Raw genomic sequence first — 26,614 nt, forward strand, 5'->3', positions numbered from 1 at the left:
CTAGGTGGTGGTCGACGCGTGGGCCGGCAGGTTGTCGTGTGGCCATGGCCGAGCTTGGGCGGTCGGCAGTCCGAGGTTCTCGCGCAGCGTCGCGCCGGTGTATTCCGTACGGAAGACTCCGCGCTCCTGCAATTCTGGCACGACCTTGGCCGCGAACTCGTCGAGTCCGGACGGGGTGAGGTGGGGCGCGAGGATGAAACCGTCGGCGGCGTCGGTCTGGACCCGGTGGTTGATCTGCTCGGCGACCTCGGCCGGTGTCCCGATGAACGACTGCTTGGCACTGACCTCGACGACCAGCTCGCGGATCGACAGGTTCTTGGTCTCGGCCCGGTGTCGCCATTCCTCGATCACGGCGGTCGGATCCTTGATGATCCTGCTCTTGCCCTGGACGATCGCCGGTGCCTCGAGTTCGGGCCCGATGTCTGGTAAGGGGCCGTCGGGATCGTATGAGCTCAGGTCGCGATTCCAGATCTCCTCGATGAACCCGATCGCGGTCGCGCCGCTGACCTGCTGGCTCCGGATCGCTGCGGCGTTCTCCTGTGCCTCGTCGGTGGTGTCGCCGAGGGCGAACGTGGCGGCCGGAAGAATCAGCAGATCGTCATGGGTGCCGCCGATCGCGACCTTGCGGGCCTTGAGTTCGCGGTAGTACCTGCGGGATTCGTCGATGTCGCGCACCAGGGTGAAGATCCCGTCGGCGTATGCGCCGCCGAAATCTCGACCGGCCTCGGAGTCGCCCGCCTGCAGGATCACCGGATAGCGCTGCGGGCTGGCAGGGACAGAGAACTGCCCCTGGACATCGAAGTGCTCGCCGTGGTGGCTGAAGGCGCCGGTGTCCGGGTCGTTCCAGAACCTGCCCTGCTCGCCGTCGGCGATCACCGCGTCGGTGGGCCATGAATCCCACAAGGTCCGAGCGACATCGAGCAGTTCGGCGGCCCGTGTGTAGCGGTCCTCGTAGGCCAGGTAGCCGCCGCGCCGGAAGTTCTCGCCCGTGAACGCATCCGACGACGTGACGAGGTTCCATCCCGCACGTCCACCCGAGAGGTGATCGAGACTCGCGAATTGCCGGGCCACTTCATAGGGCTCGTTGAAGGTTGCGTTGATGGTGCCGATCAGGCCGATGTCGGTCGTCACGGCGGCCAGCGCGGCGAGCACCGGCAGAGTGTCGGGACGGCCGACGACGTCGAGGTCGTGGATCAGGCCCTTCTTCTCGCGGAGGCGCAGTCCCTCCGCGAGGAAGAAGAAGTCGAACTTCGCGGCTTCGGCGGTCTTCGCGAGATGCACGAAACTGCTGAATTCGATCTGGCTGCCAGCCCGCGGGTCACTCCACACCGTGGTGTTGTTGACCCCGGGAAACGCGGCCCCCAGACGCACCTGCTTGAGCGGCCTGCCTGTCATGACACCTCTGATGATGTTGCGTACCGCGAGCGGGGTCGCTCCAAGCCGAGATGGCCCCTCAGTGTGGTGGCCGAGTAGCCATGTGGACGTAGGCCGCGGTGTTGCAGCTCCGGGACCAACGCGTCGCTGATCAGCGGCAGATCGATCGCGTTGCTTGCCGGCCGCAGGCGGATGCCGTCGAGGCCTGCCGTCGTCCACGCCTCGATCAGATCTGTCAGCTCCGACGGCGTGCCGGTGAAGATGTCCGCGTCCGAGGCCAGCGGTTCACCGGACAGTTCGTCGAGGCGATGCAACCGGTCGACCGCGCGTTCCCGGTCGGGATCCAGCACCACGACGAGATCGCCGAACACCTGTGCAGGCGGTGTGTTTCGTCCCGAGGCTGCGGCGAGGTCAACGATCTCGGCACTCACTGAACGGACGTCCGCATTGCTGCGCGGCGTGAACCAGATCAGATCTGCGACGGACACACCGAGCCGATAGACGTCCGTCGAGTGCGCCAGGACGCCGACGATCGGTTGTCCTTGCGGCGGACGAGGAACCGTCAACGGACCCTTCACCGAGAAGTGTTCACCCTGGAAGTCGATGTAGTGCAACTTGCTCCGGTCGATGAACCGTCCGGTGGACTGGTCGCGGATCTCGGCGTCGTCCTCCCAGCTGTCCCAGAGCCTGTGCAGGACTTCGCCGTAGTCGATTGCCTCGTCGAAGGCCTTGGTGATGAACGAGGTGTCCGAGGCGGCTTTCAATTCGGAGAGCGTCAGTTCAGGAATGTCGCGGCGGCCGAACAGTCTCGCCTCTGTGCCCGTCACGCCGACCTTGAGTCGCACGCCTGACCGGCCGGAGCTGACGAAGTCGAGAGTCGCGATCGCTTTCGCCAGGTGAAATGGTTCGGTGTGCGTGACCACTGCGGTGGGTATCAGGCCGATGTGTTTGGTACGGGGTGCAATACGCGATGCTATGAGTACCGAGTCCAGCCTCCCACGAACCCGGTCGGTGCGCGGGACCGGTGGACCGTAGGTCTCCGATTGCAGGGCCAGGGTGTCGTCGATGGTGACGAAATCGATCAGCCCACGCTCCGCGGTCTGTGCGAGCTCGACCCAGTATCCGGGATCGGTCAGGCGCTTGGCATTCTCGGTGTCCTCCCGCCAGGCCGCCGGATGCCAGCCGACACCGTCGAGGGCGACGCCGAGGTGTAGCTGTGTCATCGGGCGACGCCCACTGGGCTCTGCCAGTCTGCGACCACCGAGTCGCCGCCGAATGAACTGAAATCGGTGGTCTTGGTGAACGCCTCGATGGCGTAGAGGTCGCGGGCGTAGCGCCAGAGTTCGCCGAACTCGGACAGTCGGGGCGAGCCAGTTCGGGCGGCCGCGGCGTCGTAACGCACCAGCGTCACGAACAGCCGGACATCGGCCAGGGTCACGTCGTCACCGAGGAGAAACCGGCTGCCCTGCAAACGATTGTCGAGTTGTGTGAAGGCTTTCTGGAGAGTCTCCGCAGCCTCTGCTGCCGCCGGACTGTCACTCGTCGCCACATGGGCAGTGCTGTTGACGTCGGCCCGCAGCCAGGTCTCCAGCTCGTCGATCTGCGAACGCAACGCGGTCGGGTACAGCTCGACCCCACCGTTCGCGGCAACGTCGTACTGCGACGACAGGTCGGCGTCGAGGGTGGCGAAGTCGTTGCTGACGACCTTCCCGGTCTCCCGATCCCAGAGCGTCGGGACCGAGACATGACCATCGAAGTCGGGCTCGGTGAGGTTGTAGGCCTCGCGTAGCAAGGTGAAGCCGTTGACGGGGTCGGGGCCGTAGGTCTCCCGGAATGCCCACCCACGCGCATCACGCTTCCCGTCGACATAGCTGACACTGACGATGTCGGAGAGTCCGGCCAGTTCGATGACCAGCGTGACTCGTTGTGCCCACGGGCAAAACCAGCCCGAGTAGACGTGGTAGCGATCGGCGACGGCCGGATAGGGCGTGGAGCCGTCGTTGCTGATCCGTCCGGTGAAACGGTAGAGCGGGCGGGTGTCTTCAGGAGTTTGCTTGATCGTGTACTCGCCGTGGGTCGCGGTATCGGCGGGGCTGGCGTAATTCGGCATGGTCAGAGCACCTTTTCTGCAGAATGGCTACGGAATGAGAACAGCGCGGGGGCGTCTTTGTCGATGGTGAGGTCGGCCAGCAGTCTGCCGATGGCGGGAACGAACTTGAAGCCGTGGCCGGAGAAGCCGGCGGCGACGGCGACCGGGCCGACTCGGTCGATCACGAAGTTGGAGTCGGGCGTGGTGGCGTAGGTGCAACTGATCGGTGTCATCGCGTCGGCGTCGACACCGGGAACCCATTCTCGGACGTACTCCTGGAGTGCGGCGAGCTGGCGTGGTTCGGCGGTGAAGTCGCGGTGATCGGGATCGACGACGGGGCCGACTCCATGGAATCCGACCTTGACTCCTTCGAGTCCGGACGAGAGCCCGTAGACTCCACCGAACTCGGGGGCATCGGGCGCTTCGGGGTCGTGCAGGATTCCGAAGCTGGGCCAGTCGGCGGCGGGGTCGCGTGGTGCGAAATGGGCAGGTTGTTCCTGGGTGACGCGGATCGGGGGTAGCGGTGCGATGTCCCGGAGGAGCTTGTCGGCCCATGCCCCGACCGCAACCACCACCCGCCGCGCGATGTACTCATGGTCGGCGGTGCGCACGGTGACGGAATCGTCGTCTGTGACCTCGATCGATATCACCTGCGATTCGTGTCTGACTTCGGCACCACGGTTGGCCGAGGCCTGTTGCAGCGCCGCCACCGCATGGTCGGCGTGCAGTCGCCCACTGTTCGGGTAGTACAACGAGCGACCGGAAAATGTGATTCCCGGCCACCGTTCGGCCGCTTCGTCGGGGCTCAGCCACTGGTGGTCTACACCCAGGTCAGCGAGGGTGTCGGCAATTTGAATCAGGTAGGGCGTAAATCCCTGGTCGACGCCACCGGTGACCGTGAGGAGCGGCGACCCCGACTCGCTTTCGAGTTCCGCCCACTGTTGCTCGGCTTCGCGCGCCAACTCGACATAGGTGCGGTCGGCGTAGGACGTCCGGAAGATGCGGGAGCTGCCGTGGGAGGCGCCGTTGGTGTGGCCGGGGGTGAAGCGTTCGAGCAGCACGGTGTCGACGCCGCGGCGGGCGAGGTGCCAGGCCGCGGCTGACCCCATGGCGCCACCTCCGACGACGACGGTGTCCACGCGGGTGGCGCTCATATGCCCGTTCCCACTTTCTCGGTGGCGCGTTGTTTTTCGAGGGTGGGTATGGCTGCGAGGAGCGCGCGGGTGTAGTCGTCGGTGGGGTTGTTGAAGATCTGTTCGACGGTGCCGGTTTCGATGGCTCGGCCGTCTTTCATGACCAGGACGCGGTCGGCGACGTGGTAGATGACGCCGAGGTGGTGGGAGATGAAGACGTAGGCGATGCCGAGTTCGGCTTGTAGGTCGGCGAGGAGGTCGAGGATTTGGGCTTGGATGGAGACGTCGAGGGCGGAGACGGGTTCGTCGCAGATGATGATGTCGGGTCGGGTGGCCAGGGCGCGGGCGATGGCGACGCGTTGGCGTTGTCCGCCGGAGAGTTGGCGGGGACGGCGGCCGAGGTGGTCTTTGCTGAGGCCGACGAGTTCGAGTTGTTCGAGGACCCGGGTGCGGCGGTCGGCGCGGTTGATGCCACCGGCGGCCAGGAGGGGTTGCTCGATGATGCGGGCGACGGTGTGTCGGGGGTCGAAGGAGCTGAGGGGATCTTGGTAGATCACCTGAATGTTCTGGCGGGTCGCGCGCACTTCTTTGTCGGACAACGATGTCCAGTCGTTGCCGCCGACGTGAACGCTGCCGTCGTCGGGTGTCTCGAGGTGCAGGAGTAGGCGGGCGATGGTGGATTTGCCGGATCCGGATTCGCCGACGATGCCGAGGGTTTCTCCGCCGTGGACGGTGAGGCTGACGTTGTCGACGGCGCGCAGTCGGCGGTTGCCGGACAACGCGAAGTGTTTGGTGAGGTTGTCGGCCTGCAGGACGACGTCTTTCGAGATCGGTGCGCGGGTCAGCTTCTGAACGCCGCCCGTGGAGGACAGGCGGGTGCCGCGGGCGTGGGCGACGGGGACGGCGTCGAGGAGCTGGCGGGTGTAGGCGTGGTGGGGGTTGTTCAGGACGTCGCGGGTGGGTCCGTGTTCGACGAAGACACCGTCTTTCATGACGTAGAGGTAGTCCGAGACGCGGGAGACGACGGCGAGGTCGTGGGAGATGAGTAGCAGCGCGGTGCCGTCGCTGCGGCGTTGTTCGAGGAGTTCGAGGATTTGGGCTTGGACGGTGACGTCGAGGGCGGTGGTGGGCTCATCGGCGATGAGCAGGTCGGGGTCGGCGGCGATCGCGGAGGCGATGAGGGCGCGCTGGCGCAGTCCGCCGGAGAGTTGGTGGGGGTATTGGCCGGCGCGCAACTCAGGTTCGGGGATACCGACTTTGGTCAGTAGTTCGATGACCCGGGCGTCGACGTCGCTGCGTCCGACAACCCGGTGAGTGCCCAGTACCTCGCCGATCTCGGCGCCGATGGTGCGTAGCGGGTCGAGGGAGACGAGGGCGTCTTGTAGGACGAACCCGACCTGTTTGCCGCGTAGGGCGCGCCAGTGCCGCTCGGAGTATTTTCGGGTGTCGGATCCGCCGACCTGCAGGCGGTCGGCCCGGACGTGGGCGTTACCGCCGATCAGTCCGACGAGGCTGCGGGCGGTGACGCTTTTGCCCGAGCCGGATTCGCCGACGATCGCGACGGACTGTCCGCGGTCGATGGTGAAGGAGATGCCGTCGACGGCGGCGATGGTGCGGGCGCCGGAGGGGAAGCCGACGCGCAGGTCCTCCACCTCGACCAGTGGGCCGGCGGTCGGGGAGGTCTTTGTGGTGAGGGTGGTCATCACGAGGTCCGTCCGTCGGTGCGTCGTTGCAGGTATTGGCCGACCACGGTCACCGACAGCACTGTCAGGGTGATGGCGAGGCCGGGGAAGATGGCGGGCCACCAGGCGACGGAGAAGTAGGTGCGGCTGGCCGAGAGCATGCTGCCCCATTCGGCGGTGGGTGGTTGGGGACCCAGGCCCAAAAAGCTGAGGGAGGAACCGATTCCGATGGCCGAGCCGATGCCGATGGTCGCCAGGACCAGGACGGGTCCGAGGGCGTTGGGGATGATGTGGCGGCCGATGATGTTGGCCTGGGTCCAGCCAAGGGCTCTGGCTGCTTCGACGAACACGGCTCCGCGTAGGCGGATCACTTCGCCGCGGACGAGTCGGGCGTAGCTGGGCAGCGTCACGACAGCGACGCCGATGATGGTGGTGAGGGTGCCGGGTCCGCGGGCGGCGACGATCAGGAAAACCAGTAGCAGGCCGGGGATGGCCAGGAAGACGTCGAGCAGACGGGACACCACCCAGTCGCCGGTGCGGCCGCCGCGGGCGGCGAACACCCCGATCGCGGTGCCGGCGATGAGTGCGAACACTGTTGCGCTGACGCCGATCAGCAGTGAGGGCCAGGCGCCGTAGATGATGCGGGCGTAGATGTCGCGGCCGTTCTGATCGGTCCCGAACAGGTGTTCAGCGCTGGGTGCGAGGAGCATGTCCAGTGGTTCCCCGGCGTTGGGGTCTCGACCGGTGAACAGCGCCGGGAAAAATGCGGCCACGGTGATGGCGGCGATGAAGATGCCACTGAGGATGACCGAGATCCGCAGACGCCTGATCCGCTGCACCACAGTCTGGCTGGCAGCAAATCGTACGGCCGGTGCGGGGTCGAGCTCCGCTTCGCTTCGTCTCCGCGGTACGGGGTCGAGCTTCGCTTCGCTTCGTCTCCGCGGTGCGGGGTCGGGCAAGATGTCAGGCGTGGTCATCCGGTCACCTTCCCTTCAGTGGTTGCGGACGAGCTCTGGGTGCGTAAGCGGGGGTCGAGCCAGCCGTACGCTGCGTCGATCAGGGTGTTGACGATGGTGTAGAACGTGGCGGCGATGATGACCACGCCGAGTACAAGTGGCAGGTCCTTTCCGGTGACCGCAGCAATGGTCAAGCGGCCCAGTCCTTCTCGGGAGAAGACCTGTTCGACCACGACGGCGCCGCTGATCAGCGCTCCGATGATCCAGCCCCACAACGTGATCACCGGCATTGCCGCGTGCCGGAGCACATGGCGCAGCAGCACGACGGTCTCGTCGACCCCGCGGGAGCGGGCGGTGACCACGAACGGTTCATCCAGGGTTTTCTCGACGCCGTGGCGCAGCACTTGCGAGAGCAGGGCGGCCGGCGCTGCCGCCAGCGCGATGGCGGGCAGCACCAGCGAGGACATGCCGTCGGAGCCGACGGAGGGAAACCAACCCAGCTCGAACGAGAAGATCGTCAGCAGCAGGATGCCCAGCCAGAACGTGGGTACAGCCACGGTCAGCACTTCCAGGGAGGTGATCGGGCCGCGGATCCAGCCGGGGCGGTTGGCTGTCGCCAAGCCGACCACCAGAGCGGTCACCAGCGAAAGGAATGCGGCAACGATCACCAATTGCAGTGTGGGCCAGATCTGCCCGCCGATGGCCTCGGTGACCGGCATCCGCAGTGCGTAGGACTGGCCGAGGTCGCCGTGCAGCAGACGCCACAGGTAGTTCCCGTACTGGGTCAGGATCGGATCGTCGAGCTTGTAGTCGCTGATGATCTGGGCTCGGACCTCGGGGGAGACCTGGGCGGTCCCGATGATCGAGTTGATCGCCGAACCCTTGCCGGAGTGGATCACGATGAAGGTGGCAGTGATCGCGCCCCACAACACCAACAGCGAGACGGCCAACCGGCGGGCGACCGCCCGGCCGAGAGTCCGAGTGCGCGGAATCTCGGTCGGGACAGCCGCCGTTTCGATCACCACAGTCATTGCGTGACCCAGGCGTCATAGAACGTCGGGAACGCCTGCGGCTCGAACTTCACACCCTGCACGTTGTTGCTGCGGCCGAGTGCGTAGTTGAAGACGTACACCGGGAAGACTGCAGCGTCGTCAGCGATCTGCTGCTGGGCGCGGCCGTAGATCGCCGACTGCTTGGCCAGGTCGGTCTCGGCCAGTGCTGCCTTGAGGTCGGCGTCGACGGTCGGGTTCGAGTATCGCGCAAGATTGGTACCGAAAGAGTCTCTCGGGATGTTGCTCGAGTCCGACAGCGTGCGGAGCGCATCAGGTGAGGCGCGTTGCCAACTGATGTCCAGTACGTCGTATCCGTTGGTGTACAGCGCCGTGTAGAAGTCATCGACGGTGATGTTCTTGATCTGGTAATCGGCGCCGAGTTTCTTGGCCGACGATTGCACCTGCTCGAGCAGGGTGTCGCGCTGTTCACGGGCGTACTCCTTGAGGAAAGGGTGTACGACGGTGAGACGCTTGCCGTTCTTGGTGCGGTATCCCTCGCTGTCACGTCCGGTCCAGCCGGCTTCGTCGAGGAGCTGGTTGGCCTTGTCCTCGTCGTAGGTGTAGGCGGACTCGCTGTCCTTGTTGTAGCCGACGGTGGCCGGGCTCAGAGTGTTCTTCGCGGGCTGGAAGACACCGAAGTACAGCTTGTCGACGATGGTGTCCCAGTCGATGCCGGCGCGGAAGGCCTCGCGGACCTTGACGTCGGCGAAGACACCGGCCTCGGTGTTGGGATAGTAGTTGTAGTTGCCGCCGGGTGCCTGGGCGGTGTCGACGGTGAACCCGGGGGTGTCCTTCAGCTGGGAGACGTTGACCGGCGGCACGCTGGCGATCGCGTCGACCTGGTTGCTGGTCAGTGCGCCGTAGCGGGACGAGTCCTCGGGGATCTCCTGGATGCTGATCCCCGCCAGGTGCGCCTTTCCGGTGTGGTCGGCGTTGCCCGGACCCCAGTTGTAATCCTCGTTACGGGTGTACTCGATGCCCTTGTTCGGGGTGTAACCGTTCTCGCTCACGAACGGTCCGGATCCGATGATCCTGCTGCACAGCGCATCCGGACTCTGGGTGAGGGTCGACGGCGCCTCGATGCCGAGATACGCCGTGGCCAGCGAGGGGAGGAACGCCGAGTTCGGTTCGGAGAAGCTGACCTCGACGTGGGTGGGGTCGATGACGTTGGTTCCGGTATACGTGGCAATGGTGTTGGCGGCCAGTTGCGACTTGGTGGCCGGATTGACGATGTGGTCGAGGTTCGCCTTGACCGCGTTGCCGTCGAACTTCTCTCCGTTGGAGAACGTCACGTCATCACGCAGCGTGAACGAATAGGTGAGCTGATCGGGCGAAACGCTCCATTCGGTCGCCAGCCACGGATCGAGCGTGCCGTCCTCGTTGAGCGCGACCAGCGAATCGAGGATCGGCCGGGTGTAGAAGCCGGCGATATCGGCTGGACTCTGATGCGGATCGATGCAACCGCCCGGACCCGACGCACTGGCGAACCGCAATGTCCCGCCGTCGACGGGATCGCCCGTGGCGGTTGCCGACTCGCTGCTGTTCCCCGAGCTACAGGCGCTGGCGATGAGTCCGATCGAGACGGCAGCGAGGACGGCGGCCTGCGATCGGTGTCTGAAGCGACCGGGTGGTCGGGACATGGGTGCTCTCCTGAGGTGATGGGTGGACACTGATGCAACTGAGACCGCGCACAGGCAGGCGTGAGCGGTACGGGGTGAGGCGAACCGACTTCATCGGCCGGGTATGGCTGAACATCGAACTCCCGAAATCTCTCGGGTTCGCATGTGTGAACCCGCGCTTGCTCCATGCCCGTTGCGGACTGGAGCCGTGTCTTTTATCCAGGGCACCCCGCCGCGGTGGAGGGTTGCCGACCAGCCAGCTGGAACTTGGCACTGGTACTCGTTGACACATGGCAGTCGAAGTCCACCAAAGGGTTTGGAGTCGACCGCCTGAACAGAAGGGTACGCAGAGTCGCCGCAGAATCAATAATTCGTAGGCACTTCGAATCTCGAAGAACTTAATCTGGCGCCCGTTTGTCATCAGAGGCTATGGCGCCCCGGGAAAGGTGCCGACGGGCGGGCACTGGCGTCTACGGAGCCTGTTTGTTAGCATTCGTCTCGGTCACGAGTATCAGCGCACAGCCCCGGCTTGCTGATCGGCAACCCTCCACCGCGGCGGGGTGCTCCGGGTGATGACCTGGCCGTCTCGAACCTGAGCCGGCAAGCGCGGACCCCCCACGTCCGGTAATCGCAGTTCCGTTCTGCGACCCCTGTGCGTGGTGGTGTCCAACGAGACACCGGAGGAAGACATTGAGTATCGCGACAGAACTCGCTCGTGCGGCGAAAGCCATTGCAGAGGTAGAAGGTTCGGACCTGCAAGCACCATTGGCCGATGGTTCGACCACTCGCTACGTCAACTTCGACTACGCGGCCAGCGCGCCGGCACTCCGAAGCGCCGTCACGCGGATCCACGAGTTGTTGCCGACCTATTCGAGCGTCCATCGGGGCGCCGGGTACGCCTCGCAGGTCACCACACAGGCGTATGAGGACGCCCGGGCAGTCGTGACGGAGTTCGTCGGAGCCGCCGGAGACCAGTGCCTGGTCTTCACCCGCAACACCACCGACTCCTTGAATCTGTTGGCCGGCTGCGTGCCCGGCCCGGTGGTGGTCCTGGACATCGAACATCATTCGAACCTGTTGCCGTGGAAACAGTCCCACGTTGTCCAGGCCGGCGACAGCATCGGCGAAACGATCGCGCGGGTGGACATCGAGCTACAGCGTACGGGCGCAGCCCTGTTGGCGGTAACGGGTGCATCCAACGTCACCGGGGAGATCCTGCCGATCCGCCGGCTCGCCGATCTGGCACATTCGAGGGGCGCGCGAATCGTGGTCGACGGTGCTCAGCTCGTTCCTCATAGGAGGGTGTCCCTGGCCGCCGACGGCATCGACTACCTGGCCTTCTCCGGCCACAAGGTGTACGCGCCGTTCGGCGCAGGTGTGCTGGTCGGCCGGCGGGATTGGCTCGATGCCGCGGCGGCTTACTTGGCCGGAGGGGGTGCGGTCCGCAACGTCACGGTCGATCGAACGGAGTGGGCTCCTGCGCCTGCCCGCCACGAAGGTGGATCGCCCAACGTCCTCGGCGCGGCCGCGTTGGCGGCGGCGTGCCAGGAGATCAATTCTCTCGGAGATGCGGCGGCGCAGCATGAATCGGCGCTCACCGACCATTTGCGCTGGGGTCTCGCCGACATCCCAGGCGTTGAGGTGCTGAAGATTTTTCACGACGTCGTGGACTCGGTCGGTGTCGTCAGCTTTGTTGTCGAAGGTCATCGGGCGGTAGATGTGGCGCGGTATCTGTCCACAGAACACGGCATCGGGGTGCGGGACGGCCGGTTCTGCGCTCATCCGCTGCTGGGCCGACTAGGCCACGGCGACGGAGCAGTTCGGGCCAGCCTTGGCCTGGGCTCGAGTTCCGCCGACGTCGAGGTGCTGCTGTCCGCGCTCGCGCGGTACGCCGCCCGGTGACCGACCGCCGAGCGTGCCAGGACGGCACGCTCGGCGCACTGGCCGGGTGTGTTCAGTCCCCGGTCACAGTCCTTGTCAGCAGGTTGGCGAGGGTCTTGCTGAACGCGGCCGGCTGTGTCGGGCTACCGCCTTCGGCCAGCAGTGCAGCACCGTAGAGCAACTCTGCAGTCTCCCGGAGGGCAGCGTCGTCGCCGCGGTCGGCGAACGCCTTCTGCAATCCCGACGTCAGGGCGTGGTCGGGGTTGAGTTCGAGGATGCGCTTGCTCTCGGGCATGGGGATCCCGGAGTCGCGATACATCTTCTCGAGCGCCGGTGAAAGGCTCTGTGCCTCACCAACGATGCACGCCGCCGAGTCGGTCAACCGCGACGACAGGCGCACCTGGCTGACATCGTCGACGAGCACGCCGGTCAGCCACGTCAGCAGCTCGGCGAACTGCTCGTTGTCCTTCTTGTCGTCGTCTTCCTTGTCGGTCTCGTCACTCAGATCGACCTCGCCCTTGGCGACCGACTGCAACGGCTTGCCCTCGAAGTCGGGAATCGACTGGATCCACATCTCGTCGATGGGATCGGTCAGCAGCAGCACCTCGAGGCCCTTGGCCTTGAACGCCTCGAGATGTGGGGAGCGCTCGATCTGCTCCCGCGACTCGCCGGTGGCGTAGAAGATCTGACTCTGGGTGTCCTTCATCCGCTCGACGTACTCGGCCAGCGATGTCGCCGTGTCGACCGAGTGGGTGGAGCTCAGCGAGGTGATGGCCAGCAGGGCATCGCGATTGTCGACGTCCTGCAACAGACCTTCTTTGAGGACGCGGCCGTACTGCGACCACAGGGTGTCGTACTTCTCGCGATCGTTCGCGCGGAGGTCCTTGATGACCGACAAGACCTTTTTGGTGAGCCGTCGTCGGATCGCCTTGATCTGACGGTCCTGCTGCAGGATCTCGCGGGAGACGTTGAGCGACAGATCCTGCGCGTCCACCAAACCCTTGACGAAGCGCAGGTATTCGGGCATCAGCTCTTCGCAGTCGTCCATGATGAACACCCGCTTGACGTACAACTGCACGCCCGCCTTGTGTTCGCGCATGAACAGATCGAACGGCGCGGTCGACGGGATGAACAGCAGGGCCTGGTACTCGAACGTGCCCTCGGCCTTCATCGGGATGATCTCGAGCGGGTCGTCCCATGCGTGGCTGACGTGGCGGTAGAACTCTGCGTACTCCTCGTCGGTGACCTCGGACCGAGGCCGGGTCCACAGCGCCTTCTGCGAGTTCAGTGTCTCGGTGACGTGAGTAGGTGCCGGCTCGGTGTCCTCCGTAGTCTCGGCGTCGGCGTCCTCATCAGTCTCCGGCGCCGGGGGAGCAGGTGGCGCGGGCACGTCCATGCGGATCGGCCACGATATGAAGTCGGAGTACTTCTTCACCAACTGGCGGATCTGCGACACCGACGCGTAGTCGTGGAGGTCGTCTTCGGCATCCTCGGGCTTGAGATACAACGTGACCGTGGTGCCCTGTGGGGCATCCGTCACGTCTTCGATCGTGTATGTGCCCTCGCCCGCCGACTCCCAGCGCGTGGCCTGCTCCTCGCCGGCCTTGCGGGTCAGCAGGGTGACCTTGTCTGCGACCATGAACGTCGAGTAGAAGCCGATGCCGAACTGGCCGATCAGCTCCTCTGATGCCGCGGAGTCCTTCGCCTCTTTCAGCTTTTTTCGGACTTCCGCGGTGCCCGACTTCGCGAGCGTGCCGATGAGGTCGACGACCTCGGAGCGGGACATGCCGATGCCGTTGTCGGAGAGGGTGAAGGTCCGGGCCTCGGGATCCAGTGTGATCTGGATGTGCAGATCGGAGGTATCCGCCGCGAGGTCCTTGTTGCGGTAGGTCTCCATGCGCAGCTTGTCGAGGGCGTCCGATGAGTTGGACACCAGCTCACGCAGGAAAGAATCCTTGTTCGAGTAGACCGAATGGATCATGAGGTCGAGCAATTGCCGCGTCTCCGCGGCAAACTCCATCTCTTCGACCTGAGCGCTCACGTTGAAGCTCCTTGGGGTGTTGTGCTTGTAGTTGGTGCGTGGAGTTGTTGCGTGCTCCGACCGATCATTTTATGCAGGCGGGTCGTAGTACATTCAGACCTCATGTCTGGTACCCCCATCCGGCGGCAGCCGTGAGCCCGGTCATCCAGAACGTGCTCGGTCGGGAATTCGAGAATCTGCATCCCAATCTGCAATGGCGATATGGGATCGATTCCACCTCTCAACTCTCCCAGGCCTCGCACGGGATCATGGAGTCGGTGTACAGCTCGCCCGTCGTAGCCACCGGTCTGCGTCATTTCGGAAAGCGCAACGCGATGCCGATCAGGACGAGCCGACTCGTTCCTTTCACGATGCACAACTACTGCTATCGGGACGAACTCGGTCGCGAATCCCTGGCGGTGATGCGGTCGCTGAACTACACCAGCGGCGCGCATGGACTCAATTCGCTGCTCGTGGACGGCAAGGAAGGCCTGGTGGACTATTTCGGCGACGGGCCGGAACTGCTGTGGCCCATCGAGGCGTCGGTCGACCGGCACGGGTCGCTGGTGTTCGAGAGCGGACCGATGCGTCTGCTGGCGGGTCCGAAGATCGGGATGCGCGGTTTCATGGCCGCCCGCATGCAGTACATCGAGGGATGGGACGACGCGCACAATCGCTTTCGCGTCGACGCGACCGTCCGCAACCCGGTTCTCGGGGAGCTCATCCACTACCGGGGCTGGTTCACGACCCACGACGAGCCGTGCTCCTTGCGGGAGATCCCCGACGAGGCCTGGCCGGTCCGCCTGGAGGCGCGCGAGCGTTGAACTCGCCTCGCGCGCCTCGGTCGGCGCGTCAGACTCCCGCGACCGCAGACCGGGTCAGCCCGAGGTGATCGCGCAGGGTCTCGCCCTCGTACTCGGTGCGGTAGACGCCCTTTTCCTGCAGGAGGGGGACGACCGTGTCCGCGAACTCGTCGAGCCCACCCGGGGTGATGTGCGGGACGAGGATGAACCCGTCGCTGGCGTCGGCCTGGACGAAGTCGTTGATCGTGTCGGCCACGGTCTGTGGCGAACCGATGAACGACTGCCGGCCGGTGACCTCGATGATCAGTTCCCTGGTCGTCAGGTTCTCGGCTTCGGCCCGCGCCCGCCATTCGGCCGCGACATCGCGCGGATCGCGGTGGATCCGGACACTGGCCCGGCCCTTCGCGACGGTGTTCTCACCGGGCAGCGGATCGATGGTCGGTAGCGGACCATCGGGGTCGTGGTCGGAGAGATCGCGGTTCCACAATTGCTCGAGGAACTTGATCGCCGTCTGACCACTGACCTGCTGGAGCCGGATCTCGTGCGCGCGCTCGGCAGCGTCGGCATCGGTGTCGCCGAGGACGAACGTCGCGGCGGGCAAGATCAGCAGATCGCCGTGGCTGCGGCCGTACGTCGCGAGCCTGCCCTTGACGTCCTTGTAGAACGCCTGGCCGTCGTCGAGAGTCGAGTGCCGGGAGAAGATGGCGTCGGCCCGCGCGGCAGCGAACTCGCGGCCGTCCTCTGAATCGCCTGCCTGAAAGATGACCGGGCGTCCCTGGGGACTGCGCGGGACATTGAACTGACCGGCGATGTCGAACTGATCGTCGGAGTGGGCGAACGATCCGACGTCGGGACGGCGCAGAAAAGTTCCTGACTCCTTGTCGGCGACGATGTCGTCGGCCTGCCAGGAGTCCCAGAGTTCAATCGCGACCTCCAGGAATTTCCTGGCCCTGCCGTAGCGCTCGTCCTTGGGCAGATAGCCGCCGCGACGGAAGTTCTCGCCGGTGAACTCGTCCCATGAGGTGACGACGTTCCACGCCGCCCGGCCGTCTGTGAGGTGGTCGAGGCTGGCGAACTGGCGGGCCACCTCGTAGGGCTCGTTGAAGGTGGAATTGATGGTGCCCGTCAGGCCGAGCTTGTCGGTGACGGCCGCCAGTGCCGCGAGGATGGTGAAGGTGTCCGGGCGCCCCACGACGTCGAGGTCATAGATCACGCCGTTCTGTTCGCGCAGACGCAGACCCTCTGCCAAGAACAGGAAGTCGAACTTGGCGCGTTCGGCGGTCTTGGCGAAATGGGTGAACGAGTCGAACTCGATGTGACTGCCCGCGGCCGGGTCGCTCCAGACCGTGGTGTTGTTGACTCCGGGGAAATGTGCAGCCAGGTGAACTTGCTTGGTCATCGGTTGATCAGCTCCTGTGCTCCTGCGTAACGGTTGGCCGGCCGGGTGAGGCCGAGGTTCTCTCGCAAGGTCGTCCCGGCGTATTCGGTGCGGAAGATGCCGCGGCGCTGCAACTCCGGGACCAGCGACGACGTGATGGCCCGGACATCATCCGGAATCGCTCCGGGTCGCAATCGGATGCCGGTGACACCCGCGGCTTTGAGTTCTTCGATCCGGTCGGCGAGACCGGCTGCGGTGCCCACGAAGATCTGGGCGTCACTGCTGTACTCGGCCCCGGCACGCTCGTCGAGCCGCGACTTGCGGCTCGCTGCGTCGGAATCGGACTCGGCGAGGAACACGACGAGATCGGCGAAGACGTGGACGGTGTCGTCCCCGCGACCTGACCGCTGCTGCGCGTCGCGGATCTTGCCGATGATGGTCGTCGCGTCGCTCGGGTCGGTGGGGGTGATGAACCCGACGTCGGTGGACGCGCCGATCAGCTCGAACGGGATCTGCTGATGACCCAGCGCGGCGATGATCGGCTGGCCCTGGGGTGGGCGTGGGGTGATCGATGGTCCGCGCACGCCGAAGAAACGGCCTTCGAAATCGATGTAGTGCAGTTTGTCGCGGTCGACGAATCGCCCGCTGGCCTTGTCGCGGATCTCGGCGTCGTCTTCCCAGCTGTCCCAGAGGCGGCGTAGCACCTCGGCGTAATCGCCGGCTTCCTCGAAGAGATCGGCGATGAGCGCCTGTGCGGTCGGACCTGCCAGGTCGGCTCTGTCGAGCTGAGGGAGCTCGCGGCGTCCGAGCAGTGCCGCCTCGTGCGGCTGGACCGAGACCTGTAGCCGGACCCCGGCCCGGCCTGTGCTGACGTAGTCGAGGGTCGCGATCGCCTTCGACAGGTGGAACGGCTCGGTGTGCGTGACCACCGCTGTCGGGATGATGCCGATGTGCGTGCTCTGTGGTGCCACCCGCGCCGCGATGAGCACCGAATCGAGACGCCCGCTGACGAGGTCGGTCCGCGGTTGCAAGCCCTCTAGGACGGCAGCCCGTAGCCCGAAGGAATCCTCGATCGTCACGAAATCGGCAACACCGCGTTCGGCATCGGCGATCAGTTCGGCCCAGTAGCGCGGCGAGAGCAGACGGTGCGGTTCGGCGTTCGGTTCGCGCCACGCGGCGGGATGCCACCCCGCTCCGTCCAGCGCGATCGCCAGATGGACCTGGTCAGATGTCGGCATCATTCATCTCCTGTGCAGTCGTACCCGGGCCGGCGAGAAGTCGAACTCCCACCCTCAGGCTCACAACGTCCCGCGCGCAGGTGAAGATTCCGTCTCGGCGGGGCTCGGATCAGCGTGAATCTAACTCTCGCCGGGGCGCCGATTCGGGTGCTCAATGGAACGACCACTCAACCGGGAGCTGCCGCATGTCACTTTTCACCAAGCTGATGTCGGTCGACCATCTGATGATGGCCGCCGCCGCCGTGCACCCCGAGGCGCCACCGGCCCTTCCGATGATCGAGCGTTGCGGGTACCCGCGGTTGGCCACGCAGGACAGCGAAGGTGTGCGATGACACCCGCCGACTCCCTCCTGCTCGTGCGGGTACGTCCGAGTGACGTCCTGGCCAGGACAATGCTCTCCGAGCTCGCCATCGAATGCAGCCACCGCTACGGCGGTACGTCGTGCAACTGGTTCTCGAAGCTGACCAAACAGTCCGCCGGCAAAGACGGAGCTTTTCTGGTGGTGGTCTCCGGCGGTGTCGCGGTCGCGGGCGGCGCCTACCGCCCGGTCGATGACCAGACCGTCGAACTGAATCGGATCTGGACTGCGGCGAAGTTTCGTCGGCAGGGACTCGCGCGACGGGTGCTCGCGGACCTGGAAGCCGACATCGCCGACCACGGCTACCGACGGGTCGTGCTGACCACCGGTCCGCAGCAACCCGAGGCGCGCAGCCTGTATCTCGGTGCGGGTTACCGACCGTTGTACGACACGGGCCGCGAGGCCGACGAGATCGGCCTCCACCGATTCGAGAAAGATGTCGTCGCCGACTCATCGCTGGCGGCCTCCGCCTGACGTCGCGGCACCAGGAAGTTCAAATCCCCTGTAGCCCTGAGCTATTCCAGATAGGTTCAGATCAGGTGTGTGGGATGGGCTTCTTGTGCTTGTCAAGCATTCGGTTCTGTCCGACACCAAAGGTACGACCGGGTGCTGCGATGAGGGAAGCTCTGGTGGCAGAGATGGTCGACAACTGGAGTGGGTGATTGCGATGGCGGGGTTTGGTCCGGAAACCGGTGCGGTGGGCTGGGATTGGCGAGTGCACGGTACCTGTCGCGATGACGACATCGACTGGGATGTGTTCTTCACCCCGTCCGGACGCGAGTCCGCGACCGCACGTCGGCGCCGCGAAGCTGAGGCAAAATCGTTGTGCGCAACGTGCCCGGTCATCAGGCAATGTCGAGAACACGCGGAGACCTTCGGCGAGAAGCACGGGATATGGGGAGGTTTGACGGTCGACGAACTCGCCGCCCTGAGCTCGCGGATTCGCTCGGCCTGAGCTGTTCGAGCAACTCGCCCGACACCGTGCGTCGCGGCCCGTACGCTGGAGTCATGACCACAGACGTACCTGCAGTCGAACTGAACTCTGGCACCTCCATTCCGCAACTGGGACTCGGGGTTTGGCAAGCCACCAACGACGAGACCGAACGCGCGGTGCTCTCGGCGATCGACGACGCCGGCTACCGACACATCGACACCGCGGCGGCATACGGCAACGAGGAGGGTGTCGGACGAGCTCTCGCTGCCACCTCGGTCGCCAGGGAGGACCTCTACGTCACCACCAAGCTCTGGAACGCCGACCAGGGATTCGAGCCTGCACAGGCGGCGTTCGACAAGAGTCTGTCGCTCCTCGGCCTCGACTACGTCGACCTGTACCTGATCCATTGGCCGCTGCAGAACGACGAACGACTGCTCCGGACGTGGGACGCCCTGGAGACGATCGCCGAGTCGGGCCGGGCCAAGGCCATCGGTGTCTGCAATTTCGAGCCTCACCACCTGCAGCTCCTGGTCGACCGCGGTGGCACACTGCCCGCCGTCGACCAGGTAGAGCTACATCCGCACCTGACCCAACACGCAATACGGGACGTCGCGGGAAAGCATGGCATCGCGGTGGAATCGTGGAGTCCACTGGGCGGCACCAGCAACTCGGGATGGGGCAAAGCGTCCAAACCGAATACGCTGTTGTCAGATCCTGTGATCGCCGGCATCGCGGAGCGACACGGTAAGTCGCCCGCCCAGGTGCTCATCCGCTGGCACCTCTCGAACGGGCTGATCGTCATCCCGAAGTCGGTGAACCCGGAGCGGATCGCGCAGAACATCGACGTCTTCGGATTCGACCTGACCGACGCCGACCTGCAGGAGATCGCGACGCTGGACGACGGGGTCCGCGTCGGTATACATCCCGACGAGATGAACATGGGCGCACCGGAGTAATCCCGGTGAGCCGTTGACACCCACTCCTCCACCCGTTTTCGCGCCACCCACCCGAAAATTCGGGTGGGTGGCGCGAATTCAGGTGGGTGGAAGTCGTGGGGGCTGGCCGTCGTGCGGGATCGGAGGCCCGACGGCAAGGAGACTGCCCACGGTACGGCCCTTACCCCAGCCGAGCTTTTCTCGGTAAGAGCCCACCGGGGCGTCGTCGAGTACGGAGCGATCACGTAGTGGCGCGGATTCCGGTGACACGTAGAGCGCATCGGTGGGGCAGTAGGCCTCGCACATGAAGCATGTCTGGCAGTCGGCCTGCCGAGCGATCACCGGTATTCCGTCCGTACCGCGATCGAATACGTCCGTGGGGCAGGCCTCGATGCACTTGTCGCATCCGATGCATGCCTGTGCCAATACCACTTCGATCATGAGGCGTGTGCCAGCAGGACTGTCTCGGCGGGGCTGGTGGCCGTCCAGACCCGGTCGAGGCCGCCGGTGAGGATGTGGTGATGCTGGCGCGGATCCAGATCGGGATGATCGTCGCGTTTGCTCATACCGCGGGATTCTGTGCGGGACAGTGCCGATCGGTACATCCAGCGGCCGACGGCGGTCATGGCGGCAGCCTGGCGGGAACGGATCCGCTCGATACCGCCGATGGGTGCCAGCCCGGCGGACAGGTCGATCCACAGGTGGTCGAGTTCGTCGGCCGCCGCGATCAACCGGTCTCCACTGCGAAGGTAGTTCTTCTCGAAGGGGAGTAGTTGGGCCTGGGCGGCCGCGACCACGTCCTGGGCGCCCAGGGCCTGCCTGCCCTCGGGTCGTAGACCGGCGCGGCCGGCCCCGATGACATCGATCGCCGTCACCTTCTTCGTGTGCCGGGCATGACGGGCCGCACCGGCACCGGCCCAGGTGCCCGACGACATCGCCCATGCCGAATTGTGACTGCCCCCACCGGTGAATCCACCGCAGATGCGCTCCCGGGTGGCGGCGTCGCCGGCCGCGAACAGGCCGGGCACCGTGGTCGCGCAGGTGTCGTCGACGATGTTGATGCCGCCGGTCCCGCGGACGGTGCCCTCGGCCAGCAGGTCGACCTCGAACCTGTCGGTGAACGGATTGATACCACGACGGTCGAACTGGAGGAAGAAGTTGGGCTGTCCCATCCGCATCTGCCGCTGGACGTCCGGGGTCGCCCGGTCGAGCTGGGCAAAGACTTTCTCCTGCAACAGGGTCCGGGCGATCACCGAGCGACCCTTGGTGGAGCCGGCACCTTCGACGACCCGGCCGTCACCGTGGAAGAACGTGGCGTAGCCGTAGTAGGCGGTCTTGGTCACGGTGGATCCGGCCGGAACGATGCCGTAGGCGTTGGAGAACTCCATCCCGGAGAACTCCGCACCGACTTCGGCTGCCATCAGTGCACCGTCACCGGTGTTCACATTGGTGCCGAGCGCCCGGGACAGGAATGCGCACCCGCCACTGGCCAGCACCACCGCGCCGGCGAGAATGGTGTAGTCACGGTTCTCGTGTCGCTGGTATCCGGCTGCACCACGAACCGACCCATCGGTTTCGACGAGCAGTTCGAGGGCGGGCGAATGATCGAGGATTCGGACGCCGGCCCGCTGGATCCACGCCCGCATCCGGCGCATGTACTCGGGACCCTGCACGCCGGTACGGTCCTGTGCGCCGGTGGTCGGGTCGACCGGGAACGGGTAGCGGCCCTCGGTACCGAGGCGTTCCATGTTCGTGAACGTCTGCGCCAGAACTCGATCCATCCATTGGTGGTCGGCGAGATGACCACCGAGGGTTTCCCTGCTCGCCTTGGCGGCGCTTCGCTTCTCGGGATCGGGTGCGACGTACCAGACCCCGGTGCCCGATGGCGCCGTCGCGCCGCTGGTCCCGCAGTAGCCTTTGTCGACTAGGACCACGTCCGCGCCACTCTCGCGGGCATGCAGGGCCGCCCAGGTGGCGGCGGGCCCACCGCCGATCACGAGTACATCGGTGGACAACTCCAAAGGTGCGGACACGGGTGAACTCCTGACGAGGTGGCGGTCCACCGTTCGGCGGCCGAGACGCAGCGGAGCTGGACCGGTCCGGTGGGACATCTGCCGGTCAGAGTAGGACGGGCGTACCGGGTCCGAGAATGGTTGCGGTCAGGTTGATTCTGGCCCCGGGGTCGTTCTGACTTGCCAGGATGTGCCGGCACCGCGATAGTCGGGTCATGTCCTCCGAAGATGCTGCTCTCATCGAGTTCGTCACCGAACACACCCGCGGCACCCTGGCCACCATCCGGCGCAGCGGGGTGCCGCAGCTGTCGACGATCAGTTATGCCTTCGACCCACGGACGCGGCTGTTCCGGATCTCGGTCACCGCGAGCCGTGCGAAGGTGACGAACCTCCGTCGCGACCCCCGGGCCAGCATTCACGTCAGTAGTGCCGACGGCTGGTCGTACGTCGTCGCCGAGGGTCGAGTGGAGCTCAGCCCGGTCGCAGAGCAGACGCAGGACGACGACACGGTGTCGGAGCTGATCGATGTCTACCGCGACATCCTCGGCGAGCACCCGGACTGGGACGAGTACGCCCGGGCCCTGGTCTCCGACCAGCGCCTCGTGATCCGGCTGCACGCCGACCACGTCTACGGGCAGGTGTCGGACCGGATCTGATCGCGGCACAGAAACACACGCTTCAGTTATATGCACACGTCGCAACGTGTGCATATGACCGGAACGTGTGCTTCTGTGAACCGCCCAACTGGCGCAACGACACTCATGACAGGCGTCCAAATTCCGCTGTCCGGTTCCGCCCTAGAATTGCCCTGATTTCTAGTGGCGGTAACCATGCCCCGCCGCGCTACCCTTGGTGACATCAGTCACTTGCCCGAAGGGGGTTGCCATGTCACCGGAAGCTCAAGAATTACTGGACTTCGAGGTCCGTTGGTACCCGCTCGGCGGTGGCCCCTCGCAGCAGATCCACGAGCGCTTCGGGATGTCCGACCGCGACTACTTCATCAAGATCAACGATCTCCTCGAGACCGAACCGCCCGAGACGCTGTCACCCGTCGCAGTGGACGAGATGCGCGGCGTCGTCCGGCGGCGGCTCTGGATGGCGAAGTAGGACGGATCAGCTCCTGCTCAGGCGAGCCGGCGCTTGGCTTCTTCCTTCAGCCCCTTCTGGGCGGTGTTCAACGCGGTTTTCTGAGCCTGCTTGACGATCAGGCCGGGCAATTTGATCTTCAGGTCGACCTCGAGTTCGAAGGCGACATGTGATCCCTCGCCTTTCGGGGTGACGGTGTACTGCCCGTGCTGGTGCGAGAGCTGATCCGCCTCGATCAGGTCCCAGGTGCAGGTGTTCTCGGTCCAGGTGTAGCTGAGCAGCTGGTGGTCGGTCATACCGACCGCCTGGAGTTCGAGCTTCACGGTCTTGGGTGAACCATCGTCGTGCTCGTCGACGATCTCGGCCTTCTTGTGGGGGCCGGACCAGTCGGGGAGTGCTTCGACATCCATGAGGATTTCCATGATGACCGCAGGCGGTGCATCGATATCGAACTCGGTCTTCGCGTTGACAGGCATGGAACAAAAAGTACACCGACGGGGAACGATTCTGAGGCTGGTTCCGAAGAGGTGGACACCGGTGTCGAAGACAGCGGGAAATCGGACGTCGCGGTCAGAGGTTGACGGGATCGCAATTGAGCCCCGTGGCAACAACATTGACCGGTGAGGACAGAGCGCTCGGTCGGGGCCGATTTCGTGACCGGACCGATGCAATCGAACGGCGGCACGGAGGCCGTGCGCGGGAGTACGCTCAGCCCTGAGCGGCGCCCGGGACCAACCCGGGCCTCGCGGGTGCTCGAGGAAGTCGCGGCCGGATCCGGTCCGTTTCGACGAGCGCGGGGGACATTGCACATTTCTATCTCGATGGGACCAAGGTTGTTCATTCGCAAGGTGTTTCGTAGGCGTCAGCGGACCGCGGTCCGGGTCGCGGTGGTGGGTCTCGTCGGAACGGGAGCGCTTGCGCTGGCCGGTCTCGCCGGCAGTGGCGCGGCATCGGCGGATCCGCTGACCTGCACAGCAGCCAACGGACACAACGTAATCCGGACAGACGGCCACGGCGGGTGCGGGGCCAAGGCCGGACCGGGTAGTACCGCGCGCGCCGAAGACCACAGTCGCAAGGGCACCGCAGTCGCGTCGTCGGACACCGGCGGCAACGCCACGGCCATCAACCTGCAACCGGGTACGGCGGCGTTGTCGGGGGCGGTGTCCGGCGGTACGGGATACTCGGTGACGACCGGCCCCGGCGGCCTCGCGATCACGCAGGCCCGGCAGGGCGGCACCTCGCTGGCGGTTGCCGGGTGGGGCGGCACGGCCTACTCCGGCGAGTACGGAGCCCAGTGCACCGGTAGCTTCGCCGCCGCGATCGATACCAACACCGGCCAGGCCTGCATCGGCTCCGGTGGCATCTGGCTCTCGACACCGAGACCTCAGTAGACCCAGGGCGGGGGCGCACACGAAAACCCCCGCACTTCCAACGAAGGGCGGCGCCGCTGACGGTGTCGCCCTTCGTGCTGGATTCATGCCGGTCTCAGGCAGGAGCGATCGGTGCGCTCGAGAAGCCCACCGACCGCCCGGTCATCTCCCTGTCGAACGTCTGCTGGGCCACCCGCATCGACTCGGCGTACTCGGGGAGCGCGAGCCGGCGCCAAATCTCCTCGTCGGGGACCTCCTCTACTCGCGACACCACCCACCAGATATTGCCGAACGGGTCGCGGATCCGGCCCCCGCGGTCGCCCCACGCACTGTCCGACAACGGGGTGACGACTGTGGCGCCTGCATCGACTGCGGTGGCGAACGCGGCCTCGGCGTCGGGAACGAACACCCGGAGCAGTGACGGCATCGTCGGCCAGTCAGGCCTACGGTCGAACGCCAGCAGAATGGTGTCGCCTACGCGAATCTCAGCATGGCCGATGGTGCCGTCGGCGGTGGCCACACGCGCGAGCTCGACGCCGCCGAATGCGGTGCTGACGAAATCGAGCAGGGCGCCGGTATCGTCGGTGACGATCCAGGGTGCAACCGTGGTGTAGCCGGCAGGAACTGAATCACTCATCTGGTGGACCCCTTTGTGTTGTCGGTCTCTCCGGCGGTTCCGGAGCGGATGTGCTGTCGGCTAGAAGGTATGACTGATCGAGGTCAGGTTCGGTCCGCAATCGCGAGACGCGGGTTACGGTGCGCGTTTGTCCCGCGTTCATCGGCTCGCCATGTCTCGGTGGTCGCGACGGATTAGATTTGATCGGTGAACGAGATCCTGCGTCTTTCAGATTTTGGTCCTGACCATCCCGATATCGGTCCGGACTTCAGCGTTGTCGCCGGGCGCGAGGCCCTGCAGCACATCGTCGACCTCGCCGATACGACCCAATTCCTCGTCGACGATCGCGACGACGACGACCCGCGACTGCTGACCCTCCCCGGTCGCAACGTCATAGACACCTGGCGGGAGGACTACCCGTACGACGAACGGCTCAGCCGTGACGAGTACGAACTCGACAAGCGGTTGCTGCAGATCGAACTGCTGAAACTGCAGCAGTGGATCAAGGCCACGAACCGGCGGCACATCATGGTGTTCGAAGGCCGTGACGCCGCAGGCAAGGGTGGCACGATCAAGCGCTTCATGGAGCACCTCAATCCTCGTGGTGCGCGCGTGGTGGCCCTCGAGAAGCCCAGCGAACGGGAGTCCACCGAGTGGTACTTTCAGCGCTACGTCCAGCACTTTCCGGCTGCCGGCGAGATCGTCATGTTCGACCGGTCCTGGTACAACCGCACCGGCGTCGAGCGAGTCATGGGATTCGCCACCGAGGAGCAGCACGCGACATTCGTCCGTCAGGCCCCACTGTTCGAGCAGATGCTGGTCGACGACGGCATCAGCCTGACCAAGTTCTGGTTCTCGGTCAGCCCGCTGGAACAGCGCACCCGGTTCGCGATCCGGCAGGTCGATCCGGTCCGGCAATGGAAACTCTCGCCGATGGACCTCGCTTCGCTGGACAAATGGGACCGCTATACGGCAGCCAAGGAAGAGATGTTCACCTTCACCGACACCGACCACGCGCCCTGGACCGTGGTGAAGAGCAATGACAAGAAGCGCGCTCGGCTCAACGCGATGCGTCATGTCCTGAACCTCTTCGACTACGACAACAAGGACGAGAGCGTTGTCGGTGAGCCTGATCCGCTCATCGTCGGACGGGCGCGTGACCTCGCCGGTGAATAGGCACCTGCGCGATCTGCGGCGTGCGGATCGGTAGCCTGGGCCGGTGCGTTCATTCCTGACTGCTCTGTTGTGCCTCGTCGCCATCGTCGGGGCTGCCATCGCCGTGCCCGCGTTCTGGGTGAATGAGCACGTGGTCGACCGCGATGGGTTCTCAGAAACCGTTGCGCCCCTCGCAGACAACGCGAAGGTGCAGCAACTGATCGCGGATGAGATCACCACGCAGGTCGGGGTGGCCGCACCGCTGGTGCCATCGGCGCTGGTGCAGCCGCTGGCCGACGCCTACACCCGGGGCAGCGAGTTCCCGAAGGACTTCGCTGAGGTGATGAACCAGCAGCACGACTGGTTGTTCTCTGAAGCCACTCCCGAGGACGAGGGGCGGGTGATGTCCCTCGACCTGACCCCGATGGTGAACCGGGTGCTCTCCGAGCAGGGGCTCGGTGCGATCCAGGTCGAAGGGCCCATCGAGGTGCCACTGAGCGACTCGGCGCAGGCCGGGCTCGAGGCGGGCCGCTATCACCAGCTCGGTGAGCAGATCGGGTACATCGCTTTCGGCGTGGCAATAGCGGCGATCGTCGCGACCCTCGGCGCGCTGATCTTCGCCCGCCGTCGTGGCCTGGTGCTGCTGGCAGTCGGTTTCGGCGTCGTCATCGGCGGGATCCTGACCTGGTTGCTCGGCGAATGGGCCCGTCGCCGGGCGCAGGACGAAGTCGGCGGCGCCGAGGGATCGGCGCGTGAGGTCGCAGATCTGATGGTCGACAAGGTCGTCGACAACATGCAGAACGTCGGACTGATCGCCGTTGGCGCCGGCGTTGCGTTGGCCGCGATAGGCCTGCTGATCTCAGCGCTGCTCGAGCGCCGCAGGTAGCGGCGAGTAGCCACTGTCGGACGCCCATGCGAACATG

26 protein-coding genes and 2 riboswitches are annotated in these 26,614 nt (G+C 65.2%); of the genes, 11 read left to right on the plus strand and 15 right to left on the minus strand.

The features are described 5' to 3' along the window. Genes J3S28_RS19035 through J3S28_RS19070 form a run of 8 tightly spaced genes read right to left on the minus strand, consistent with a single transcriptional unit; the run spans nucleotide 1 to nucleotide 9,926 of the window. Nucleotides 1-1,395 carry an NtaA/DmoA family FMN-dependent monooxygenase gene (locus J3S28_RS19035; protein ID WP_207842306.1) on the minus strand — a complete coding sequence of 465 codons (1,395 nt, stop codon included), beginning with the start codon at nucleotides 1,393-1,395 and terminating at the stop codon, nucleotides 1-3. Beyond that, nucleotides 1,392-2,597 (minus strand): LLM class flavin-dependent oxidoreductase, encoded by a 1,206-nt coding sequence (locus tag J3S28_RS19040; protein ID WP_207842307.1) that lies wholly within the window; start codon nucleotides 2,595-2,597, stop codon nucleotides 1,392-1,394. Before J3S28_RS19040 ends, J3S28_RS19035 begins: the two co-directional genes overlap by 4 nt. Further along, the gene (locus J3S28_RS19045) at nucleotides 2,594-3,484 is read right to left on the minus strand and encodes a glutathione S-transferase C-terminal domain-containing protein (RefSeq protein ID WP_207842308.1); all 891 of its coding nucleotides are present in this window, start codon (nucleotides 3,482-3,484) and stop codon (nucleotides 2,594-2,596) included. Before J3S28_RS19045 ends, J3S28_RS19040 begins: the two co-directional genes overlap by 4 nt. A 2-nt stretch (nucleotides 3,485-3,486) precedes the next feature. Beyond that, nucleotides 3,487-4,617, minus strand: coding sequence for an N-methyl-L-tryptophan oxidase (gene solA, locus J3S28_RS19050; RefSeq protein WP_207842309.1), 1,131 nt, complete (start codon nucleotides 4,615-4,617; stop codon nucleotides 3,487-3,489). Continuing rightward, nucleotides 4,614-6,299, minus strand: a complete 1,686-nt coding sequence (locus J3S28_RS19055; RefSeq protein ID WP_207842310.1) for a dipeptide ABC transporter ATP-binding protein — start codon at nucleotides 6,297-6,299, stop codon at nucleotides 4,614-4,616. The genes solA and J3S28_RS19055 overlap by 4 nt, the downstream gene beginning before the upstream one ends. Next, nucleotides 6,299-7,255 carry an ABC transporter permease gene (locus J3S28_RS19060; protein WP_207842311.1) on the minus strand — a complete coding sequence of 319 codons (957 nt, stop codon included), beginning with the start codon at nucleotides 7,253-7,255 and terminating at the stop codon, nucleotides 6,299-6,301. The genes J3S28_RS19055 and J3S28_RS19060 overlap by 1 nt, the downstream gene beginning before the upstream one ends. Then, a complete protein-coding gene (locus tag J3S28_RS19065) occupies nucleotides 7,252-8,265 on the minus strand; it encodes an ABC transporter permease (RefSeq protein ID WP_207842312.1) in 1,014 nt (337 codons plus the stop codon). The genes J3S28_RS19060 and J3S28_RS19065 overlap by 4 nt, the downstream gene beginning before the upstream one ends. Then, nucleotides 8,262-9,926, minus strand: coding sequence for an ABC transporter substrate-binding protein (locus J3S28_RS19070; protein ID WP_207842313.1), 1,665 nt, complete (start codon nucleotides 9,924-9,926; stop codon nucleotides 8,262-8,264). The genes J3S28_RS19065 and J3S28_RS19070 overlap by 4 nt, the downstream gene beginning before the upstream one ends. Nucleotides 9,927-10,075: 149 nt before the next feature. Further along, nucleotides 10,076-10,194: riboswitch (SAM riboswitch) on the minus strand. 211 nt (nucleotides 10,195-10,405) lie between these two features. Further along, nucleotides 10,406-10,518, plus strand: a riboswitch (SAM riboswitch). An 83-nt stretch (nucleotides 10,519-10,601) separates the two neighbouring features. On the opposite strand from J3S28_RS19070, the gene J3S28_RS19075 reads away from it, so the two are divergent. Then, the gene (locus J3S28_RS19075) at nucleotides 10,602-11,807 is read left to right on the plus strand and encodes an aminotransferase class V-fold PLP-dependent enzyme (protein WP_372436038.1); all 1,206 of its coding nucleotides are present in this window, start codon (nucleotides 10,602-10,604) and stop codon (nucleotides 11,805-11,807) included. Between the two features lie 52 nt (nucleotides 11,808-11,859). Here J3S28_RS19075 and htpG read toward each other — a convergent pair whose 3' ends face one another. Beyond that, nucleotides 11,860-13,827 carry a molecular chaperone HtpG gene (htpG, locus tag J3S28_RS19080; RefSeq protein ID WP_207842314.1) on the minus strand — a complete coding sequence of 656 codons (1,968 nt, stop codon included), beginning with the start codon at nucleotides 13,825-13,827 and terminating at the stop codon, nucleotides 11,860-11,862. 131 nt (nucleotides 13,828-13,958) lie between these two features. On the opposite strand from htpG, the gene J3S28_RS19085 reads away from it, so the two are divergent. Then, nucleotides 13,959-14,630, plus strand: coding sequence for a DUF4166 domain-containing protein (locus tag J3S28_RS19085; RefSeq protein ID WP_084892685.1), 672 nt, complete (start codon nucleotides 13,959-13,961; stop codon nucleotides 14,628-14,630). A 28-nt stretch (nucleotides 14,631-14,658) separates the two neighbouring features. Here the strand turns inward: J3S28_RS19085 and J3S28_RS19090 are convergent, their stop codons facing one another. Beyond that, complete coding sequence (locus tag J3S28_RS19090; RefSeq protein WP_207842315.1) at nucleotides 14,659-16,008, minus strand: NtaA/DmoA family FMN-dependent monooxygenase; 1,350 nt, start codon at nucleotides 16,006-16,008, stop codon at nucleotides 14,659-14,661. Further along, nucleotides 16,005-17,225, minus strand: a complete 1,221-nt coding sequence (locus J3S28_RS19095) for an LLM class flavin-dependent oxidoreductase (RefSeq protein WP_207842316.1) — start codon at nucleotides 17,223-17,225, stop codon at nucleotides 16,005-16,007. Before J3S28_RS19095 ends, J3S28_RS19090 begins: the two co-directional genes overlap by 4 nt. 185 nt (nucleotides 17,226-17,410) lie before the next feature. Here J3S28_RS19095 and J3S28_RS19100 point away from each other — a divergent pair, with 185 nt between their 5' ends. The 4 genes from J3S28_RS19100 to J3S28_RS19115 all read left to right on the plus strand — a co-directional run bounded on the left by J3S28_RS19100 (nucleotide 17,411) and on the right by J3S28_RS19115 (nucleotide 19,473). After that, nucleotides 17,411-17,557, plus strand: a complete 147-nt coding sequence (locus J3S28_RS19100) for a hypothetical protein (RefSeq protein ID WP_207842317.1) — start codon at nucleotides 17,411-17,413, stop codon at nucleotides 17,555-17,557. Continuing rightward, on the plus strand, nucleotides 17,554-18,057 hold the full coding sequence (locus tag J3S28_RS19105) for a GNAT family N-acetyltransferase (protein ID WP_207842318.1): 504 nt from the start codon (nucleotides 17,554-17,556) through the stop codon (nucleotides 18,055-18,057). Before J3S28_RS19100 ends, J3S28_RS19105 begins: the two co-directional genes overlap by 4 nt. A 193-nt stretch (nucleotides 18,058-18,250) precedes the next feature. Continuing rightward, nucleotides 18,251-18,538 (plus strand): WhiB family transcriptional regulator, encoded by a 288-nt coding sequence (locus J3S28_RS19110; RefSeq protein WP_207842319.1) that lies wholly within the window; start codon nucleotides 18,251-18,253, stop codon nucleotides 18,536-18,538. Between the two features lie 53 nt (nucleotides 18,539-18,591). Next, nucleotides 18,592-19,473 carry an aldo/keto reductase gene (locus tag J3S28_RS19115; RefSeq protein WP_207842320.1) on the plus strand — a complete coding sequence of 294 codons (882 nt, stop codon included), beginning with the start codon at nucleotides 18,592-18,594 and terminating at the stop codon, nucleotides 19,471-19,473. Between the two features lie 78 nt (nucleotides 19,474-19,551). On the opposite strand, the gene J3S28_RS19120 is transcribed toward J3S28_RS19115, so the two are convergent. Further along, on the minus strand, nucleotides 19,552-19,893 hold the full coding sequence (locus J3S28_RS19120) for a 4Fe-4S dicluster domain-containing protein (RefSeq protein WP_207842321.1): 342 nt from the start codon (nucleotides 19,891-19,893) through the stop codon (nucleotides 19,552-19,554). Continuing rightward, complete coding sequence (locus J3S28_RS19125) at nucleotides 19,890-21,485, minus strand: FAD-dependent oxidoreductase (protein ID WP_207842322.1); 1,596 nt, start codon at nucleotides 21,483-21,485, stop codon at nucleotides 19,890-19,892. The genes J3S28_RS19120 and J3S28_RS19125 overlap by 4 nt, the downstream gene beginning before the upstream one ends. A 194-nt stretch (nucleotides 21,486-21,679) precedes the next feature. Here J3S28_RS19125 and J3S28_RS19130 point away from each other — a divergent pair, with 194 nt between their 5' ends. Both J3S28_RS19130 and J3S28_RS19135 read left to right on the plus strand, forming a co-directional pair. Continuing rightward, on the plus strand, nucleotides 21,680-22,120 hold the full coding sequence (locus J3S28_RS19130; RefSeq protein WP_207842323.1) for a PPOX class F420-dependent oxidoreductase: 441 nt from the start codon (nucleotides 21,680-21,682) through the stop codon (nucleotides 22,118-22,120). Between the two features lie 229 nt (nucleotides 22,121-22,349). After that, nucleotides 22,350-22,571, plus strand: a complete 222-nt coding sequence (locus J3S28_RS19135) for a DUF3263 domain-containing protein (protein ID WP_207842324.1) — start codon at nucleotides 22,350-22,352, stop codon at nucleotides 22,569-22,571. A gap of 17 nt (nucleotides 22,572-22,588) precedes the next feature. Here the strand turns inward: J3S28_RS19135 and J3S28_RS19140 are convergent, their stop codons facing one another. After that, on the minus strand, nucleotides 22,589-23,026 hold the full coding sequence (locus J3S28_RS19140; protein WP_207842325.1) for an SRPBCC family protein: 438 nt from the start codon (nucleotides 23,024-23,026) through the stop codon (nucleotides 22,589-22,591). 345 nt (nucleotides 23,027-23,371) lie between these two features. On the opposite strand from J3S28_RS19140, the gene J3S28_RS19145 reads away from it, so the two are divergent. Then, complete coding sequence (locus J3S28_RS19145) at nucleotides 23,372-23,941, plus strand: DUF6764 family protein (RefSeq protein ID WP_237341788.1); 570 nt, start codon at nucleotides 23,372-23,374, stop codon at nucleotides 23,939-23,941. A 94-nt stretch (nucleotides 23,942-24,035) separates the two neighbouring features. Here J3S28_RS19145 and J3S28_RS19150 read toward each other — a convergent pair whose 3' ends face one another. Next, the gene (locus tag J3S28_RS19150) at nucleotides 24,036-24,557 is read right to left on the minus strand and encodes a VOC family protein (protein WP_207842326.1); all 522 of its coding nucleotides are present in this window, start codon (nucleotides 24,555-24,557) and stop codon (nucleotides 24,036-24,038) included. A 186-nt stretch (nucleotides 24,558-24,743) separates the two neighbouring features. Between J3S28_RS19150 and ppk2 the strand changes: the two genes are divergently transcribed. Together ppk2 and J3S28_RS19160 are read left to right on the plus strand one after the other, a co-directional pair. Beyond that, on the plus strand, nucleotides 24,744-25,712 hold the full coding sequence (gene ppk2, locus J3S28_RS19155; RefSeq protein WP_207842327.1) for a polyphosphate kinase 2: 969 nt from the start codon (nucleotides 24,744-24,746) through the stop codon (nucleotides 25,710-25,712). 43 nt (nucleotides 25,713-25,755) lie between these two features. Beyond that, on the plus strand, nucleotides 25,756-26,577 hold the full coding sequence (locus J3S28_RS19160) for a hypothetical protein (RefSeq protein ID WP_207842328.1): 822 nt from the start codon (nucleotides 25,756-25,758) through the stop codon (nucleotides 26,575-26,577). Nucleotides 26,578-26,614 lie beyond the last annotated feature (37 nt).

Origin of the sequence: Williamsia soli, from assembly GCF_017377795.1 — a bacterium.
Taxonomy (GTDB): Bacteria; Actinomycetota; Actinomycetes; order Mycobacteriales; family Mycobacteriaceae; genus Williamsia; species Williamsia soli.